This is a genomic window from Candidatus Villigracilis affinis (assembly GCF_016705895.1).
GTDB classification, from domain to species: domain Bacteria; phylum Chloroflexota; class Anaerolineae; order Anaerolineales; family Villigracilaceae; genus Villigracilis; species Villigracilis affinis.
In genome coordinates, this window is record NZ_JADJKT010000036.1 from 35,110 (window position 1) to 52,230 (window position 17,121).

At 50.9% G+C, this 17,121-nt stretch carries 19 protein-coding genes; all 19 read right to left on the reverse strand.

Annotated elements, in window-relative coordinates:
- Positions 1-159: 159 nt before the first annotated feature.
- Positions 160-729 carry a PfkB family carbohydrate kinase gene (locus IPI86_RS15290; RefSeq protein WP_345298876.1) on the reverse strand — a complete coding sequence of 190 codons (570 nt, stop codon included), beginning with the start codon at positions 727-729 and terminating at the stop codon, positions 160-162.
- Entirely contained in the window at positions 701-1,090 is a 390-nt protein-coding gene (locus IPI86_RS15295; protein ID WP_345298877.1) for a PfkB family carbohydrate kinase, read from the reverse strand. Before IPI86_RS15295 ends, IPI86_RS15290 begins: the two co-directional genes overlap by 29 nt.
- Positions 1,087-2,004: a carbohydrate kinase family protein gene (locus tag IPI86_RS15300; RefSeq protein ID WP_345298878.1), complete on the reverse strand. Its 918-nt coding sequence runs from the start codon at positions 2,002-2,004 to the stop codon at positions 1,087-1,089. Before IPI86_RS15300 ends, IPI86_RS15295 begins: the two co-directional genes overlap by 4 nt.
- Positions 2,001-3,140, reverse strand: a complete 1,140-nt coding sequence (locus IPI86_RS15305) for an MFS transporter (RefSeq protein ID WP_345298879.1) — start codon at positions 3,138-3,140, stop codon at positions 2,001-2,003. Before IPI86_RS15305 ends, IPI86_RS15300 begins: the two co-directional genes overlap by 4 nt.
- Before the next feature lies 1 nt (position 3,141).
- The gene (locus IPI86_RS15310; protein ID WP_345298880.1) at positions 3,142-4,095 is read right to left on the reverse strand and encodes a tagatose 1,6-diphosphate aldolase; all 954 of its coding nucleotides are present in this window, start codon (positions 4,093-4,095) and stop codon (positions 3,142-3,144) included.
- Positions 4,096-4,156: 61 nt separating this feature from the next.
- Complete coding sequence (locus tag IPI86_RS15315; protein WP_345298881.1) at positions 4,157-4,954, reverse strand: endo alpha-1,4 polygalactosaminidase; 798 nt, start codon at positions 4,952-4,954, stop codon at positions 4,157-4,159.
- A 100-nt stretch (positions 4,955-5,054) separates the two neighbouring features.
- Entirely contained in the window at positions 5,055-6,386 is a 1,332-nt protein-coding gene (melA, locus tag IPI86_RS15320) for an alpha-galactosidase (protein ID WP_345298882.1), read from the reverse strand.
- A gap of 31 nt (positions 6,387-6,417) precedes the next feature.
- Positions 6,418-6,960, reverse strand: a complete 543-nt coding sequence (locus IPI86_RS15325; protein WP_345298883.1) for a GNAT family N-acetyltransferase — start codon at positions 6,958-6,960, stop codon at positions 6,418-6,420.
- On the reverse strand, positions 6,957-7,205 hold the full coding sequence (locus IPI86_RS15330) for a DUF4832 domain-containing protein (RefSeq protein WP_345298884.1): 249 nt from the start codon (positions 7,203-7,205) through the stop codon (positions 6,957-6,959). The genes IPI86_RS15325 and IPI86_RS15330 overlap by 4 nt, the downstream gene beginning before the upstream one ends.
- Positions 7,206-7,248: 43 nt before the next feature.
- Positions 7,249-8,331 (reverse strand): DUF4874 domain-containing protein, encoded by a 1,083-nt coding sequence (locus IPI86_RS15335; protein WP_345298885.1) that lies wholly within the window; start codon positions 8,329-8,331, stop codon positions 7,249-7,251.
- Between the two features lie 13 nt (positions 8,332-8,344).
- Positions 8,345-9,073: a carbohydrate ABC transporter permease gene (locus tag IPI86_RS15340; protein WP_345298886.1), complete on the reverse strand. Its 729-nt coding sequence runs from the start codon at positions 9,071-9,073 to the stop codon at positions 8,345-8,347.
- Positions 9,074-9,201: 128 nt separating this feature from the next.
- A complete protein-coding gene (locus IPI86_RS15345; protein WP_345298887.1) occupies positions 9,202-10,194 on the reverse strand; it encodes a sugar ABC transporter permease in 993 nt (330 codons plus the stop codon).
- Between the two features lie 92 nt (positions 10,195-10,286).
- Positions 10,287-11,591 (reverse strand): sugar ABC transporter substrate-binding protein, encoded by a 1,305-nt coding sequence (locus tag IPI86_RS15350; RefSeq protein WP_345298888.1) that lies wholly within the window; start codon positions 11,589-11,591, stop codon positions 10,287-10,289.
- Between the two features lie 16 nt (positions 11,592-11,607).
- On the reverse strand, positions 11,608-12,618 hold the full coding sequence (locus tag IPI86_RS15355) for an SIS domain-containing protein (protein WP_345298889.1): 1,011 nt from the start codon (positions 12,616-12,618) through the stop codon (positions 11,608-11,610).
- On the reverse strand, positions 12,615-13,649 hold the full coding sequence (locus IPI86_RS15360; RefSeq protein WP_345298890.1) for an amidohydrolase family protein: 1,035 nt from the start codon (positions 13,647-13,649) through the stop codon (positions 12,615-12,617). Before IPI86_RS15360 ends, IPI86_RS15355 begins: the two co-directional genes overlap by 4 nt.
- Before the next feature lie 9 nt (positions 13,650-13,658).
- Positions 13,659-14,432 (reverse strand): DeoR/GlpR family DNA-binding transcription regulator, encoded by a 774-nt coding sequence (locus tag IPI86_RS15365; RefSeq protein ID WP_345298891.1) that lies wholly within the window; start codon positions 14,430-14,432, stop codon positions 13,659-13,661.
- Positions 14,433-14,566: 134 nt separating this feature from the next.
- Positions 14,567-15,025 carry a GNAT family N-acetyltransferase gene (locus tag IPI86_RS15370; RefSeq protein WP_345298892.1) on the reverse strand — a complete coding sequence of 153 codons (459 nt, stop codon included), beginning with the start codon at positions 15,023-15,025 and terminating at the stop codon, positions 14,567-14,569.
- 16 nt (positions 15,026-15,041) lie between these two features.
- Entirely contained in the window at positions 15,042-16,148 is a 1,107-nt protein-coding gene (locus IPI86_RS15375) for a Xaa-Pro peptidase family protein (RefSeq protein ID WP_345298893.1), read from the reverse strand.
- 9 nt (positions 16,149-16,157) lie between these two features.
- A complete protein-coding gene (locus tag IPI86_RS15380) occupies positions 16,158-16,967 on the reverse strand; it encodes an SDR family NAD(P)-dependent oxidoreductase (RefSeq protein WP_345298894.1) in 810 nt (269 codons plus the stop codon).
- Between the last annotated feature and the right edge of the window lie 154 nt (positions 16,968-17,121).

Sequence of the window (17,121 nt, forward strand, 5' to 3'; positions counted from 1 at the left end):
GGTTCAGTTCCCGTCACCCACCCCATTTTCATTATAGCGAATCTGATTCCCAAATACATTGTTTTTGGGAATCAGAAAAACGCCGCCGAGACTTTATAGGTAATAAGCAAAGAGCTTGTTTTGGACGCTGAAAACGCTGATTCAAAAAAGAAAATCTGCTCAATCAATGATGGAAGTTTTTGTATTTCGGAAAATCTCTTCGAAGGAAGCCAGTGAAAAAGTCCCGCCGCCAAATTCGAGCGCATTCGCCGCACCTGCGGCAACTGCTTTTTGCAAGGCAATTTCAGAGGACGCACCTTTTTCAAGCGCGAACAAAAGCCCGCCTAAAAATGCGTCGCCGCTGCCGACACTGCTGACGATTTCCAGTTGGGGCGGCTGTGCCACCCAAACACGGACATCTGAACTGAAAACGGCTCCATCTTTTCCAAGCGTGATGACTGCTTGTGAAATTCCCCGTTCTTGCAGTTGATGCATCGCTTTGGCCGCCTGCTCCGCATTGGAAATTTTCATACCGAGCGCCCCGCCCAATTCGGCGGCATTGACTTTGATGCAGATGCCATGCACGGTCAGCGCTGTTTTCAAGGCCTCGCCGCTGGTATCGGCCCAAACGGATTTTCCACGTTCCACCAACCCTGTGAGCATGGTTTGGTAGCGTTCGAGCGAAAAGCCAGGTGGCAGACTCCCGCTCACAGATATCAAATCAACCTGCGCCTGCACGTCCCCAGACATCGCGGATCAGGGCATCACATTCCTCTGCGTGGATGGGCTGACCCGATTCGTTGATGACTGTGGCATCTTGATTCGGCTGCACCAGAATGACACAAGTGCGGGTTTCGCTTTGCACCCGAGTCCAATGCGTGGAGAAGCCTTCGCGCTCCGCGAGGTCTGCGAGCAGATTCCCAGCGTGCCCGCCGATCGGACCCATGCACAGCGGATTCCCACCCAGCGTGCGGATGGCGCGCGCAACATTGATTCCTTTTCCACCTGCAACCGCCAGCGTCTTTTTCGCGCGATGCACTTCACCGATCTTCAATTCATCCACGTACAAGGAACGGTCGATGGCGGGGTTGGGGGTCAGGCAGAGAATCATAAAAAGGTCAGGGCTTCTTGCAAGGTGGGTTGACCTTCGGTGCCGCCCGCCTTTTGCGTGGATAAAGCTCCACACACGCAAGCCAGCCGCAGAGATTTTTGAAGCGGCCAGTCGTTGAGATAGCCAAACATAAATCCCGCATCGAAGGTATCACCTGCGCCGACGGTATCCACAACGTTGACTGAGATGGAATTCGAATGAACAACCACTTCCCCATTGCAAACAATTGCGCCGTCTGCGCCGAGTTTGATGACGGCGAGTTTGCATTTTTGGGCAAGTTGTTCCGAGGCTGATTCAACGTCTGCAGATTTTGTGATGGAAAGCGATTCGGTTTTGTTGGGCAGAAAGACGTCCGTTTTGGAAAGCAGTTCGTCGAAACCTATCCATTTTTCGGAGGGGTCGTAGTTGGTGTCGAGCGAGGTGGTGAGCCCCAATGAATGAGCGCGTTGGAACAGGGCGGGCAAATCGGGTTGGAGTTTCGTTTGCAGGAAGTAACTCGCCACATGCAGGTGGCGCGCTTGTGCCAGCAAACTGTCAGCGATGTCTGATGCCTGGAGGTCAGCGATCAGGCCGGGGTGAGTCAGAATCGCGCGGTCCACTTCGCGATTCAAGATTACGCTGAGTCCAGTCTGCCCATTGGGTCGGATAATCATGTTGTTGACATCCACATTTCGTTTTTGCATTTCAGCGAGCATGAAACGGCCAAAGACATCGTCGCCGCATACGCCGATGAAAGCAACCCGTAACCCAAGCCGCGCCGCCCCACATGCAAAAATGGCGGAAGACGAACCGACCGTGAGCGTTGCTGCATCCACCAGTTTTTCGACTTGATCGAATTCGGGCTTTACATCGCCCGTCAGAATCAAATCGGGGTTGATCTCGCCAGCGACAAGAATATCAAACGGCTTTTTCATGTTGAACAGCAATTCGTGGTTCGAGGAAAACATAAATCACGAGCATGACCAGTGTCATCGCGCCGAAGATCGCGTACATCATCTGGCCGCCAAGTTTTTCCAAAAGGATTCCGCCGAGGAATCCGCCTGTGGCCGCGCCGAAACCAAAGATCATCGTACCGAACACTGCCTGTGTGGTGGCACTCAGGCCTGCAGGCGCGTTGTCGTTGGCATAAGAAACGCCTGCCACCCACAATGCGGGAAAGGTCAATCCGTTGAGAAGTTGAAAGACCAAAATGCCCGTCAGGGAATCGAAGAGCGCGTACAACAACAAGACGTACACCTGTTGCCGCCATCGAAAGGATCAACAAACCGCGCGGCTTGAATCGAATTAACAATCGGTTGGCAAAGAAAAGCACGGGAATTTCGGCGGCTGTGGCAATGGTGAGCGCGTATCCCATGCGGGATTCGTCAATGTGAAGCTGGTTCATGTAAGCGAACAAATAATTATTGACCGTGGCAAATGCAGTGCCGCAAATAAAGGCCATGAACAGGAACAGCATCAACTGGCGATTGCCCAACAACACACGGAGGCCCTGCCAGAATGAACTTTCCTCTTTTTGCTCAGTGTACAGAAAATTCTGGCTGATCAAAAGAGCCACGAACATGGAAAAAGCATATACCCAAAACGCCCACGATAATCCATAACGGGCAACGACAATACCAGCCAGCGGGGCGGCCAGCGCCCAGCCAAATGTCCCGCCCATACGCACGCGGCCATATAAATGTTTTTCATCCCCCAACATTGACATGGCCGCACTATCGGCCAGCGAGTTGGCTGGAGCCGATACAAAAGAGAAGATGACAATCAATATCAGGACGGGAAGAAAGGCCTGTAAAAAAGGCAGTATGAACATGGATGCCGCCGCAACCCCCAGCGCGAGACTCATGACCAATCTGTGACGATTGCCAGAATCTGCCAGGCCTGTCATCAGCGGCCCGCCGACCAAAGAGACCAGCGGCGAGATTGCCACCAGCATCCCGATCTGCGTGCCCGAAAAGCCGAGGGTTTGGTAATAAAGAACGATGTACGGAATAAAAGCCGCCATCCCTGCAAAATAAATAAAGTAATAACTGAACGGCCAGATCTTCTTCAATCTATTCTCCGTAATTTTTATACCAATCGAATGACGGATCTGCGGTATAAAAATCAGTGTAGGGTTTGGCCAGCGCATGACACAACGAAGTGAGCCGTGAAATGCGCGGACGTGCAACGTTTCGCAAAAACTTTATGCGTTCGTTACTGCCCATCATAACCGCTTCCTTCCAAACTGCGCGACCCACTGCAATGCCGCTTGCGCCTGCGTTGCATGCAACGATCACCTGCTGGAGGAAGGTTTCAAATTCGACTGCGGCGGAGAGAAGAATCCACGGGATGTCAGTTGCGGCGGAAATTTCTTCGCACGCTTCTTTCCATAACGTTTGATCTGATTCAGTCACGTCAAGCGGGAACTCCGCTTTGAGAATGTCTGCGCCCAAAGGAGTCAGGCGTTTGGCGCTTTCGACCACGACATATCTTTTTTCTTCGGATGAAAGTTTTTTGCTTTCATCAAGTGAATAGGATAGCGGCTCAAGCATGAGAACGAGATCGTGCTTGGCACATTCGTCCGCAATATTTTTTGTGAAGGCTTCGATTTCGGACGCAGTGGGTGAATCGGGATGGTAATAGACGAGGAGTTTGATGGCGCTTGCGCCCATACGTTTTGCTTTTTCAACAGACCACCCTGGGATGATCTGTGCCTGACGGGCAGTCGCGTCACCTGCATAGCCCGTGGACTCTACGGCCACCACCAGACCTACATTATTCGGAATAGCGCGTTGGGCAATGGCTTGCGCCGCAGAGACTTCGGGGTCGAGCAACACGGCTGTTGACCTTGAAGCCAAAATAGCTGTCACATCCGTTTTGAAGCGGGAGAGTTCTTCGTTGCTGACGAAGGCGGGATTGGCTTTTCGTAAATTTTGACGATGATCCAATGCAAGCGCCGTGAATGTGCCGCGCTGGGAAGAAATTTGTTGAAGTCCGCGTAGTTTGCCGATGGTTATGGGTTTCATGTGTTAGGTTCCAGGTTAAAGGTTTCAGGCTTGAAGGTTTACAAGTTACAGGTTGCCCCATTCAACTTTCAACCTGTAACCTAACTTGTAACTGATTTATGGGCAGGTTTGTATCCACGCATCCAAGCCACGTTTTTTGAGGATGGTGCTGAAGTTGAGTTGTTTTGATCTTTCGCAAAACGCCGCGAAGTCGCCGGGCAGGTCGGTGTATTCGGCGGCGAAGACGGGTTTGCCTGCTTTGAATATATGGCAGCATGGATTCGGCTTCGTTGTAATAGAAGTAATCTTCGGTGATGGCAAAATCATAAACATCCACGAGTTGCGAAACCTGATCTGAGGCGTTCTTCTGGCCGATGGCGAGTCCGCGTTTGTGGGCTTCATCCGCGAGCCAGAGGGCGAACTTCAACTGATCTTCGTAGGTGAGTGGGAAGCCTGTGTCGTTGGTGTAGATTTCCATGTTGTCTGGCTCAAGCGCATCAAAGCCTTTGGCTTTGCACAGATCAAGGCGGGCAAGCATGATGGGGGCGAGTTTGTCTATCGCACGGATATCCAGCCATTTTTCACCTGGCCAGCCGTCGTAATCCTTGCCTAGTACTTCAGCGGGGAATTGGTCTTTGTCTGGCCGCCAATCTTCCCATGAGCCAACACTGATGTAACAAATGACCTTGCGTCCTTTGGCGTGGAGTTCGTCAATAATGGCTTGGTCAACGTAGAGGTCAATGTCGTAGACATCGGCTTCGATGGAGGTGTCGATATCGAGGTCGCCGATCTGCCATTGCCAGGTGAGTCCTGCAGTGGGATGCCACCAGTTGGTTTCAGGTGTCAGGTCAAAGGTTGAAGGTTGCGAGGTAGAAGGCATAAGGGTTGAGTCTTTCGTTGAAACAGGATCAGGTTCGGGTGAGTCCGAGGCGGATTCACATCCAACGAGAAAAGAGGAAAGAAGAAAGAGGATGAGAATCCTAGACCACATGATGTTTGAATTGCGGCAGATAGTCTTTGTGTTGTGCGAATAATTCGTTTGTCATCTTGCGGATTTCTGCGAGGGATAGAACCGCCGAGGTGAGAGGGTCGTGGGCGATTGCACGATAGATCATGGTGGGGTCGCCCTCGATGGAACCCGTGATCGCCATCTCTTCGATGCCGCTGGAGAGTTGCGTAAGCAGAGCGGTTTCAGCAGGCAGCGCGCCAACATGAATGGGATGAATGCCAGCCTTGTCCACAACAACAGGGACTTCAACGCACGCACCTTGTGGAAGATTGGTGATGAGATTTGTGTTGCGAACATTGCCATTGAACTTGAACATCTCGCCGCCTTTGAGAGCATTGATGATGTAGGCGGCATATTCATGCCCGCGTTGGAGATCTTCGTCGGTTAATTTTTCGGCGAGGCGTTCCTTGACCTGATCCTTCCAGGTGGCTTCATTGTGCTGATACTCTTTGAGGATGTAAGCATATTCGCCAGGATTCCAGTTTGTGCCTGTGGTGCAATATTTTTCAATGAGGTCGGGACGTTTGCGGAACCACGCGTTGTATTCGGAGTTGTGTCCGCTGGATTCGGTGACGTATTTTCCGATGGCGAGATACATCTCATTGCGGACCTGTTCGGCGTTATAAATTTCAGGTCGCTCGGTGATGGCTTTGTGAATGAGCGGGTAGGCGTCTTTGCCATTCCATTTGTATTCGAGATACCAAGCCTGATGATTGATGCCAGCGCAGACATAATCAATTTCGTTGAACGGCGCGCCAATCCATTCGGCGAGCATCATGGCTGTGCCTTGCACAGAGTGACATAAGCCTGTTACTTGAATGAAGGTCTGCCGCTGCAAAGATGCGCACAACATTGCCATCGGGTTTGTGTAATTGAGCAGAATGGCATTCGGGCAATATTTTTCCATGTCACGGACAATGTCCAGCATGGGGTTGATGGTGCGCAGAAAGCGGAAGATGCCGCTCGGCCCGCGCGTATCACCGACATTGATATCGATGCCATATTTTTTAGGAATCTCAATGTCATGCCGCCAGACTTCGGTGGAGCCTGCAAGGATCGTGGTGAGGACAACGTCTGCGCCTTTGAGCGCTTCGGCGCGGTCAAGAGTCGCTTCCACTTTTGCAGGACGGTTGCCAGCTGCGATGAGTTTTTCAACACCCTTCTTTGCCCATTCGAGACGTTCGGGGTGAATATCCATCAATGAGATGGTGGCGTCTTCCAAAAGCGGGAAGGTGAGAATGTCGCGCACGAGTTCGCCTGTAAAGCCGAGACTGCCTGCGCCGATGAAAGTGATTTTGGTCATGTTGTCTCCTGGTCGATTAGTCGGATGGTTTTTACCACGGCGTTCCACATAGGTCGATCTTGCCTGTAAGCCATGTTTGATTTTGTAACTGCAATATCATTACACTTGTATGCAGTTCCCTGCGTTGATTATCCTGATGATAGTAAAGCAGGTCAGCGGCGCGCTGCCAACGGGCAAGTTTATAAAATGGTTGCGTCTCGTCTGCGCAAATGAGCAGCCCGAACGAGACTTGAAGTTCATTACGCATAAATGTCTCTGTTGCTTTGAGTAACGCCGAGCCATATCCTTTGTGATGATGCTTGGGATGTGTTGCCATGCCGCCAATCCCTGCCACCCAAACTCTTTCCGTACCGACCATGATCTCGCGTTTGGGCATGGACAATTGCGTAACCAATTCTTCATTTAGAAAGCCAAGTGCCATCCAATCAGGGGTTGCCCATCGAATGTTTGCGAATTCCGGATCATTGTCAATGTCATCCCCCGCAAATGCCAGATGATCCAGTTCTTCAATCTTTATCCGAAGTTCTGGTGATATTTCCTGATGACGAATAAAACGGACTCGAAGGTTTGTCATTTTGATGTGCTGGATTCTGCCGATATGACCGTGAAATCTTTTCCGCGCTCAGACTCACCGCCAGCTGATTCTGTTATTGATACATTTCCCAATACGTTGAGTCCTGTCACTTCGTCCCAGAGGCCTTCGTTGGCAAATTGAATCGCATACAGTGGATTGTTGCGCAGAGACTCGTATCCATCAGGAAGCCAGAGCGCGAGTTGATATTCGCCTTCCCGTGCATTGGACGGGATGTGTAGCTTCACGGTGAATGTCGTGGTCCCAGGTTCCCAGGTGCGTGGGTCAATTTTAGCCGAACTTCAAGGCGTGATGCGCCATCTTCGAACAACCACAACATAGATGGCGTTCATTAATGATGGAAGCAAAACCTGTGTTTTGCAAATTGACGGTGAGATTCAATACACCGCCTGGACGTACTTGTTCATTAAAATCGGCAGAAGTGAGAGACAGGCGATAGCCCATTCGTTTGGTGATCTCATCCAGGCAACCGCCATCTTCCCAGCTTCGTAAAATCCCTTTGTGATAGGCTTCGTTGATGGCAGAGAAGTGCAGCAATTCCATTTCTTGAATGGCACTCGTACATTCAGAGCGAGGAGGGAAGGGAGCGCAAGTTTCGCCGCTCATGGGAGTGAAGCGGGTCAACTCGGCGAGATAGGCTTGGTCGCGTTCGATGGTAATCGTGCCATCGCGTTCATAGGTGCCAACATCTGTTTTGCTTGAAAGAAAACAATCGTTGTGATGGGCAACTCTTGCTTTTGCCGCATCTTCAGGATTGGGATACATCTCGATGATGTTGGCGGGATAACGGACTTGAACATAACGATCTGGAATGGCAGCAAGGATGGCGTTGAGAATTTCCTGCTTGTCTTGAATATTATCCAATCCATTCGTGGAGGTGTGCCATTCGCCCCACGCGCCAATGAAGCCTGCTTCGACCCATGCGATGACATCGGCATTGGTTTGCAGGAGCGGAGTCAATTGCTCAATGTGTTTCAATATCTGGGATTTGGATGCGTCGGGTTCAGAGTCGGGATATGGTCCCTTGTTGTAGGCGAAGCGGATGATGGCTTTGATGCCCGCTTCACGGATATCGTCGAAGTTGGTCTGTAGCCCGTCGAGCAGTTCCTTCGGGAGGTCTGATTCGCGGTAGTCGTCCAAATAAATGTTGAGGTGGGCGAGCGTGTTGCCTGTGATGCGCACAGAGCTAAAGCCTGCAGGGCTGGGCAATTCGTAAGGGGTGAAGAATCCGCGCTCGGGGTTGAGGATGGATGCGTCAGAGTAGATGTAGGTATGGGTCACGGGAGCAGGCTCGGGGGAGGTGGAGGCGGGTCCACATCCAAAGAGGAAAGAGGAAAGAAGAAAGATGCTCAAGAAGCGTCGCATGTTATTTGAATGCCGATGATGTGGCTTGATCAACGATCCATCTTTGCAGGAAGATGTAGACGATGAAGATGGGCAGGAGAGTCAGAATGGATGCAGCGAGGACAAGACCTTGATTGGAGACGTGTTGGGTTTGGAACCATACGACCAAAAGAGGAATGGTTCGTTTTTCTGGCGAGGTGAGGACGATGAGCGGCCAGAGATAATCGTTCCAGGTGGACATGAAAGTGAAGATGCCGAGGGAGGCGAGCGGCGGTCCCATTTGCGGGAGGATGATCTTGCTGTAAATGCCGAACTCGGAAGCGCCATCGATGCGGGCGGCGTCCATAAGTTCGGTAGGCATGGCTTCGATGAATTGCTTCATCATGAAGATGCCGTAGGCGTCAATGAAAGCAGGGATGATGAGCGCCCAAAGCGAGTCGATCAGGCCGAGTTTGACGGTGAGTAAATAATTGGGAATCATGACCACTTGAAATGGAATCATGATCTGAATGAGGATGATCCCGAAGGCGAGATTTTTGCCCTTGAAGTGATATTTGGCAAAGATGAAGCCTGCGTAGGAACTGGTGAAGAGCGTGATAGCCACGCGTGTAAGCGAAACAAAAATGCTGTTGAAAAGATTTTGCGCCAGCGGGATTTTTTCATCGGTGAGGATGGTGGTGTAATGTTCGAAGGTCGGCTTTTTGGGGAAGAAATCTGGCGGGGTTTGGCGCAGTTCGGCTGTGGTTTTCAATGAGGAAACCATGATATAGAAGAATGGCAGCAGTGTTCCAACCAGCCCAAGAATAAGAATGGCGTATGCACCAGATTTTCCAAGCAGGAAGCCGACAGATGGTTTTTTTGGGAGCGTCTGTTGTCATTCTAATACTCCCACTCGGTACGCAGAATACGGAATTGGGTGACAGTGAGGATCAAGATGATGATGAACAGAATCATGGACATGGCAGCAGATAAGCCAAGGTTATTTGCGAATTTGAAGGCGTTCTCGTAAATACTGAGCAGCATCGTTTGTGTTTGATTCTTGGGGCCGCCGCGTGTTAGGAGCTGGAAGATGACAAATACTTGCAGCGAAGAGATCACCGTCAGAACGCTGGTCAGCAACACGGTCCGACTGAGAAGCGGGACGACCACGAGCCAGAATTCCTGCCAGGTGTTGGCACCATCCACGCGGGCGGCTTCGCGCAGCGTCTTCGGGATCGATTGCAAGGCAGCAACGAAGATGACGAGGTTGTAGCCAAAGTCCTGCCAAACGTGCGCGACAACAACGCAGAGCATTGCCAGTGGAATGCCGAAGTAGACCGTGTTCGGGTCTTGCAGCCACGATTTCGGTGGGACGAGGCCGACTGCTTTAAACATGAGGCTGAGCATGCCCCAGCCTGGCGCATACATGTACGACCAGATGATGACGAGCGCCACAGAAGATGAAATTGTGGGTAGAAAATAAATTGCGCGGAATAAGGTCTTGAACCGCTCGCCAATGGATTCAAGGATGACAGCGAGGGGAAGCGTAACAATGAGGTTGAGAGGGAGAACGAGTGCTGTGAAAAGAAAGGTGTTTTTTACGGCAAGGCGAAAGACTTCGGCAGGTTTGCTTGTGCCAGTAAAGAGTTCGATGTAGTTATCAATGCCAATGAATGGATTCGCTCCACCCAAGCCGAGGAATCCGCTCCCTTCACGGATGGGGGTGTAGCTGAAGAAACTCATCACCACTGCCCATACAATGGGAAATAATGTGAACAGACCCATGTAGAGAAGGATGGGCGTAAGGCTTGTGTATGCAAAGCGTCTTTGCTTTGCCATCAGTTTGCCGCCGTTGCTAACAATCTCTTTTTTGAACAGGGATGTAATTTCCATGAGTGTTCCTTTATAAGAAGGATGAAGGCGGAAAGGCGAGCGATGAAAGTAGGGGCGGGGTAATCCCGCCCCTACAAAGAATTAATTATTTTTTATTGTGCTGCATCCACCATTGCATTGGCGGCTTCATTAATACTGTTGGCAGCTTCTTCTGCGGTGAGGTTGCCTTGTACTGCATCGAGAATGGTTGGGTAAACGATCTCATACGCCAATTGATCGGGGTCGGTCAGGTTGCCTTGATACGCACCCGCATCCAAGATCGGCAGGACAGCGGCAGCGAACGGAACGGCTTCCACGTACTTCGCATCGGCTGCCACAGACTTCATGGCAGGGATGGTGGCGGAGGTGGAGTTGAAATACAACACATTCGCCTGATCCGCACCGAGGAAGGCGGCAAGTTTCCAGGCAATATCAGGGTGTTGTGTGCTCTTGCCGACCACGTAGCCCCATCCACCGACAGAGACGAACTTGTGTTCCGATCCCATCATCGGGGGCAGGGGAACGTAATCAAACTTCAAATCAGGGTAGCCGATCTTTGCGTCACCTGCATACCATGAACCAAGCACGCCAATGGCGTTGTGTCCCTGCGCAAATGAATCACCGACCCATTCGCTATCGGCATTGAAGATGATCGGGTCAACTACACCGTCTTTCTGAGTCATGTCCATTAACTTTTGGATTGTGGCAATGGCTTCTGGGGAATTGAAGTTGAAATGTTTGCCATCCTCGGCAAAGTAATTGCCATTTTGCTCCAAAATACCAGCCAGGAAATACGTAAATAATTGGTCGCTGTTGGTGTAGTGCAGGCCAGCTATGGTCATCACGCCGTCTGAGCCAAGCACGGTCATCTTCTTCGCATCGGCCAAAACCGCATCCCAGTTTTCCCAAGCGGGCGGGTAGGCAACGCCTGCCGCTTCAAAGAGAGCGGGGTTCACATACGCGCCGCCATATTCAATATTGTATTCAGCGGGGAAGCCGTAGAGTTTTCCATCACAGGTTTGTCCGCCGAGCGGCGCATCGTAGAATAAATCCTTTGCAGCATCCAGGGTCATCACATCGGCAGGAACATCGAGTAGCTGTCCGCCAGCTGCGTAGCGACAGGTGTAACCTCCAGGTATAAGAATCACATCGGCCGTGTTGCCAGCAGGAAGCGAAGTCTGAATCGTCTGAATGAAAACATCCCACGGGAAGGTTTCGTATTTGATGGTCACATTCGGGTTGGCTGCCATGAAGTCATCAAACATTTTCTGATTGGCTTCATTGAACGCGGGTGCCTGATGTCCCCACACGCGGATCTCTACAGGCTCATTCGATGCCGTAGGCGCTTCGGTTGCGCTACCGCCACACGCTGTAAGCAACAGGCTTGCCATCACAAGAACAAAAAACAGTTTTTTCATGCTTCTCTCCTTTTGATTAGAAATCTAATTTCACGACCGCCGTCAAATTAGCGGGACGGTCGGGGTTCAAACCTTTTTTAACCGAACGATAGAACGCCATCAATTGCAGGATGGGAAGATATAAAACGCCGCGCACACTTTCTGGAATATTCGACTCAAAACAAACATCCGCTTCAGACTCGCCGATAGCTGATACTGTTCCCCCAAGCATTTTCATCTCTGAAAGCACCTTCGCCTCGTGGACTCGATTCGCGTCTGAGAGCATGCCCACTACGACTGCATTTTGATTTACCATGCTCATCGGTCCGTGGCGAAATTCTAAAAAGTGGAAAGGCTCGCTGTGGGTGAGGGTCATCTCTTTCATTTTTAGATTCACCTCACAGGCGAGTCCGTAGCGAAAGCTTGAGCCGAGAAAATAAAATCGGTCGAAGTTCAGGTTTTCGCCGATCTCTTTTGCATAAGACTCATAATTACCAATCAACAAATTACCAATCTCTGGCAATCGCTTCATTGCTTCAACTAAATCTTCCCGCCCTGCCATCTTTGCACACAAGGCAGTCACCGCCACGAACATCGAAGCAAAGGAACGAGTCTGCGCTACAGATTCTTCCTGTCCTTTATCAACTACAATGTTCACATTCGCCATACGCGAGAGGGCTTCGTCGTAATTGCTGATGACGACCACATCCCCGCGTTTTTCTGATTTGAATTTCTCAACTGCCTTCACAGTCTCGGTGGTTGTTCCTGAACGACTGATGGCAACCAGTAAAGTTTTTTGGTTTGTCAAAACTGTTTGCGAATTCAATAGCAATTCGCCGCCAGGTACGGCGCGAGCCGAACGACCAGTCAATTCCTGATATAGTGCCGCAGCGGATAATGAAAGGTAATAGGTTGAGCCGCAGCCTGTGAAAATGACCTGGTCGTAGTCACCAGCTTCCGGCAAGGAAGAAGCGTTTACTATATCCAGTGCCTGTGCCCAAGCCTGAGTCTGTGATTTGATTTCATTATAGGTGTGATAATTTTTCATCGAATCTTTAATACCTTCATCGCGTTTTCGCGATAGATTTTTTTCAAAACATCATCTGGCAAATACATGCCATGCACATACCAACGCCCCTGGCCGGGGACTTCACTGGTGTTGTAGTTGAAATATTCGTCATCCGTTTCTAGGAAGCGGTAAAACAGGCGGTACGAATCAATGTCCGGGCTGGCGTCAGTTCCGAACAAAATGCGGTCTTGATATTGAATAAAAAATTTCCGCGCGGTATAAGGCTGTCTTCCAAGCTCGCCCAAACGCGCAGAAAAATCGATGTAGTAATTTGGACACTCATCCAGCATTTGACCCACCCAGCCAAGATTTTCACCGTAACATCCCACATGTGCACCGATAAAAGTAGTTGACGAGTGACGGGATACGAGATTTTTAAAACAATTCATGATGTGCATGAATTTTGGAAATGGTGGGCTTGTAAACGCCCAATCAGGGTTTGCGCCGATCTCCTCCCAGCGTTCGTTGGTTTCATCAATTGGGTCGAAGAAGGCGACAGGATCAGCAACGTGAATCAAAACCGGGAAACCAAGTTCACCAGCCGTTTCCCAAATAGGAAAGAGTCTTTCGTCGTTTACATCCACCAATTTGCCTTTGTAGTCTTTCACATGTAAACCAAGCGGCTTCCAGATCTTCAACCCCTGTGCACCGCGCTCCTTTTGCGCATGTAATCGTTTCGCTGCCCATTCGGGAAATGAGTCACCCATCTCCTGCCACTTTGACCAATCCACGCCGCCGAAGATTTGAAATCGTTCGGGTGCACCTTCTTTGAAATGTTTCAAATGGGCATCGAGGATATCTTCGCCCCAGCCGCCGTCCAGATCCACATAATGAGTGACATTGACCTCATCCAGAAGGTCAAGTAATTCGTTGAGCGGCTTCTTGTCCCAGCCACCGCCGAAGGGTTCTCCCAGATGATCATGCGCATCAATGACGGGGAATTTCGGTTGGTTTACCAGTGTAGTTTTGGTTACCAGTTTTGATTGTGGACGAAAGTTTTCAAGCAGCATGACTCTCCGTTATGCAATGACAACTTTGATATTTTGTTTTTTCAATGCCTGAATAAATTTTTTGTCTGCTTTTGAATCTGTTACGAAAGTATTCATGCTGCTTAAAGGGGCAAGCAGTGCAGTGGACACGCGATTTACCTTTGAATGGTCAGCAACAAGGATCACTTCATGACCGATTTTCAAGATGGCACGATCTGTCAGAGTTTCCTGCAAATAGTCATTTGTCAGTCCATGTTCAAGGCTGAGACCGCGCGCGCCCATAATGACCTTGTCCACACGGACTTCTGCAAGCGCCTGCTCGGTAATATGACCGATAAAGGAAAGCTCACTCTCGCGTAACTGCCCTCCTAATGAGACGACGGTAATTTCCTTGATGCCTGCAAGAGCATTTAGCACAGGCAAAGAGTTGGTAATAACCGTGAGGTTTTTTCGTTCACGCAGATTCTTGGCAGTTTCAAGGACGGTTGTTCCTGAACCGAGAAAAACTGTCTCGCCATCGTTGACCAATTCAGCAGCGGCCTGCCCGATCATGGATTTTTCATCCGCCTGCTCGCCTTCACGTTGGAGGATGGGCAATTCAGGCGGAGCCTGTTCCACGGCAATGACGCCGCCATGCACACGTTGGGCCTTGCCTTGCGAAGCAAGAGATTCCAGGTCACGGCGCGCTGTCGCTTCGCTGATCGAGAATTGCTCTACGATCTCGGTCACGCTCAGGCGTCCCTGCCGTGTGAGCAGGGAAAGGATCTGTTTTTGTCGTTCAGGGGTGGGGGTAAATTCGCTCATAATCGCTCATAAATCAGTCATAAACAATCATAGCAGGTTTTCGTAAAATTTCAAGAGGGAAATCCCGGGAATCAAAAAACACATCTCGAAATATTAATTTCGAGATGTGTCATGGTTTGGATTTGCCGTCAAGCTTACACAGCGACTTCCATCACAGGCAGGGTGCGCGGCTGACCGAATACTTCGCTGTGATGTTCTCCTACTTTACGCGCGCCCATTCTTTCATAAAAACTTTGGGCATTGGGATCGGCTTCGATCTTCAAAACAGAAAAGCCAAGCCTGCGGGATCTTTCAAAAGTATGTTCAAAAAGCAGGCGGCCAATTCCCTGCCCCATGTGTTCGGGCAACACCCAAAGATTCCCCAGCCAAAGTTCATCATTGAGATACTCAAGCGAATAATATCCAACAACGGCATCCTCTGCCGTTACCATCCACACTTCGTGGTTTGAAATGTATTCTGCAGTAATGGTCAATTGCGGAAGCCAGAGATGGATCCATTTTTCGGGATATTTCCAATAGCGCTTGGCGGCGATGGTAATCTCAGTCAGGCGATCTGCATCAGCAGAAACAGCGCGGCGAATCGGATTGCACAAAGTCTAGCAACCCTGTTTATCCAACCACACGAATCTCACGCGGCATATCGCTCAGACTCTCCGCGCCGCTTTCTGTGATGACAACATTGTCCTCGATGCGGACGCCGTTGCGGTCGGTCAGGTAGATGCCAGGCTCCACTGTGTAGGCCATGCCAGTCTCCAGTAATTGCAGGTTATCACCGCGCATGTAGGGATCTTCGTGGCCTTCCATGCCAATGCCGTGACCGGTGCGATGGGTGAAGTATTTTCCATAGCCCGATGCTTCGATGACATCGCGCGTGGCCTTATCTACATTTGCGCAAGGCACGCCGGGACCTCCTGCAGCGCGACCTGCGGCATTCGCCTCCTGAACAATTTTATGGATCTTGTTGCATTCGTCATCCACCTCACCCACCGCGAAGGTGCGGGTCAGGTCGGAGATGTAGCCATCGTAAGCGGCGCCCCAATCGACGACGAGTAGATCGCCTGCCTGCAATTTTCTATCGGTCGGTGAAGCGTGCGGATTTGCGGCATTGGGTCCACCGGAGACGATCGGCGCAAAAGGCAATTCAGGGTCGGAGCCCTGCTTGAATAATTGAATGACCAGTTCGGAAGACAATTCGCGTTCAGTCATGCCAATTTTGATCAACGGGATGGTGGCTTCGAGAGCATCCTGCGCGATCTTCACAGCACGGCGCATTGCATCCACTTCGGCTTTATCCTTTTTCAGGCGCAGGCGGGAAAGCACTTCGCTTGCATCCGGGTATTCCGCTTCGGGCGCACCTGCTTTGACGTGACGGAAATCGAGCAAACGCAATTGGCGCGGCTCGACTCCAATGCGCTTCCCATCCAGACCGAGAGCCTGGGCCGCTTTTCGAAAGGCATCGTCCCACTCTGACGGATTTTCACCGTAGGCAAAAGCCTGCACTTTGTAGGGGAACAATCCCAGTTTGGGCATTTCAAGTTCGGGCAGCACGAGCGCCGGGTCGTGACCGGGCGCAACGAACAGCACCACAGGCCGCTCCATCAAATGAAAGCGGACGCCGGTCAGATGCGTCAGGGTTGGACCCGGATTCAGAATAACAGCATCCAGGTTCGAGGTCGGGAGTGAATCGATAAGGCTTTTGAGTCGGGCGGTCGTCATTTAAGTCTCCTAATCCATTTTATGTTTCTTTTTCGTGAAATAGTATGAAATCCAATCCACAAGGACGGGGAAAATTGCTTCGATCATGGCGAGGATGCGGAACCACCACGGAATGATCAAACTGCGGCGCGGACGTTTGGCCACATCCACCACGCGGCGGGCGACGTAACTTGAACTCATGTGAATTTTGAGGCGCGAGCGGACGGAACGATAGGCTTCGTTCTTGCCGACATGCTGACCGAATTCGGTGGAAGCAGGGCCGGGATAAATTCCGCTGACTTTGATTCCAAGCGGCGCAACTTCGCGGCGCAGGGCATCGGTGAATCCGCGCGCGCCATGTTTGCTGGCGGCATAACTGGTGATGAGCGGCGTGGCCAACAGCCCCGCAACCGAGATCATGTTGATGATGTGACCTTCGCCACGCGCAAGCATGTGCGGGAGAACCACGCGAGTGACTTGCATAAGGCTGATGAGGTTGACATGCACAAGCGTATCAAGGTCGCGCTCGAGGCTGTGATTCTCGAACCATTCCACGCGGCCGATGCCTGCATTGTTAAAGAGGATATCGATGTGACCGTAAAGATCGAGCGTGGTTTTCACCATGTTATCCACATCAGCGGAGTTGACGATATCCACTGGAATGGCAATGGCTTCACCGCCCGCAGATTGAATCCGCTCGGCGAGATTCTGCAAACGGTCCATGCGGCGCGCGGCCAGCACAACCCTGCAGCCTTCCTGCGCGAAGAGCATGGCGGCATCTTCGCCAAACCCTGAGGAGGCACCAGTAATGAGGACGACTTTGTTTTCCAGTTTCGGCATTTTTATTTTCCGTTGACAGGCTTTTTCATGTCATCCTGAGCCGCTCTGCGGCGAAGGGTCTCTACCCTAATGAGAGAGATGCTTCGCTGCGCTCAGCATGACATGACGAAACAAAAAGCGGTACGGTAATTTTATCACCGTGCCGCTTTGAGAG

Coding starts and splice junctions, on each gene's coding strand:
- IPI86_RS15290 (WP_345298876.1), bottom strand. CDS start 729: ATGTCTGGGGACGTGCAGGCGCAGGTTGATTTGATATCTGTGAGCGGG.
- IPI86_RS15360 (WP_345298890.1), bottom strand. CDS start 13,649: ATGCTGCTTGAAAACTTTCGTCCACAATCAAAACTGGTAACCAAAACT.
- IPI86_RS15365 (WP_345298891.1), bottom strand. CDS start 14,432: ATGAGCGAATTTACCCCCACCCCTGAACGACAAAAACAGATCCTTTCC.
- IPI86_RS15310 (WP_345298880.1), bottom strand. CDS start 4,095: ATGAAACCCATAACCATCGGCAAACTACGCGGACTTCAACAAATTTCT.
- IPI86_RS15315 (WP_345298881.1), bottom strand. CDS start 4,954: ATGCCTTCTACCTCGCAACCTTCAACCTTTGACCTGACACCTGAAACC.
- IPI86_RS15350 (WP_345298888.1), bottom strand. CDS start 11,591: ATGAAAAAACTGTTTTTTGTTCTTGTGATGGCAAGCCTGTTGCTTACA.
- IPI86_RS15375 (WP_345298893.1), bottom strand. CDS start 16,148: ATGACGACCGCCCGACTCAAAAGCCTTATCGATTCACTCCCGACCTCG.
- IPI86_RS15380 (WP_345298894.1), bottom strand. CDS start 16,967: ATGCCGAAACTGGAAAACAAAGTCGTCCTCATTACTGGTGCCTCCTCA.
- IPI86_RS15295 (WP_345298877.1), bottom strand. CDS start 1,090: ATGATTCTCTGCCTGACCCCCAACCCCGCCATCGACCGTTCCTTGTAC.
- IPI86_RS15345 (WP_345298887.1), bottom strand. CDS start 10,194: ATGGAAATTACATCCCTGTTCAAAAAAGAGATTGTTAGCAACGGCGGC.
- IPI86_RS15300 (WP_345298878.1), bottom strand. CDS start 2,004: ATGAAAAAGCCGTTTGATATTCTTGTCGCTGGCGAGATCAACCCCGAT.
- melA (WP_345298882.1), bottom strand. CDS start 6,386: ATGACCAAAATCACTTTCATCGGCGCAGGCAGTCTCGGCTTTACAGGC.
- IPI86_RS15325 (WP_345298883.1), bottom strand. CDS start 6,960: ATGACAAACCTTCGAGTCCGTTTTATTCGTCATCAGGAAATATCACCA.
- IPI86_RS15355 (WP_345298889.1), bottom strand. CDS start 12,618: ATGAAAAATTATCACACCTATAATGAAATCAAATCACAGACTCAGGCT.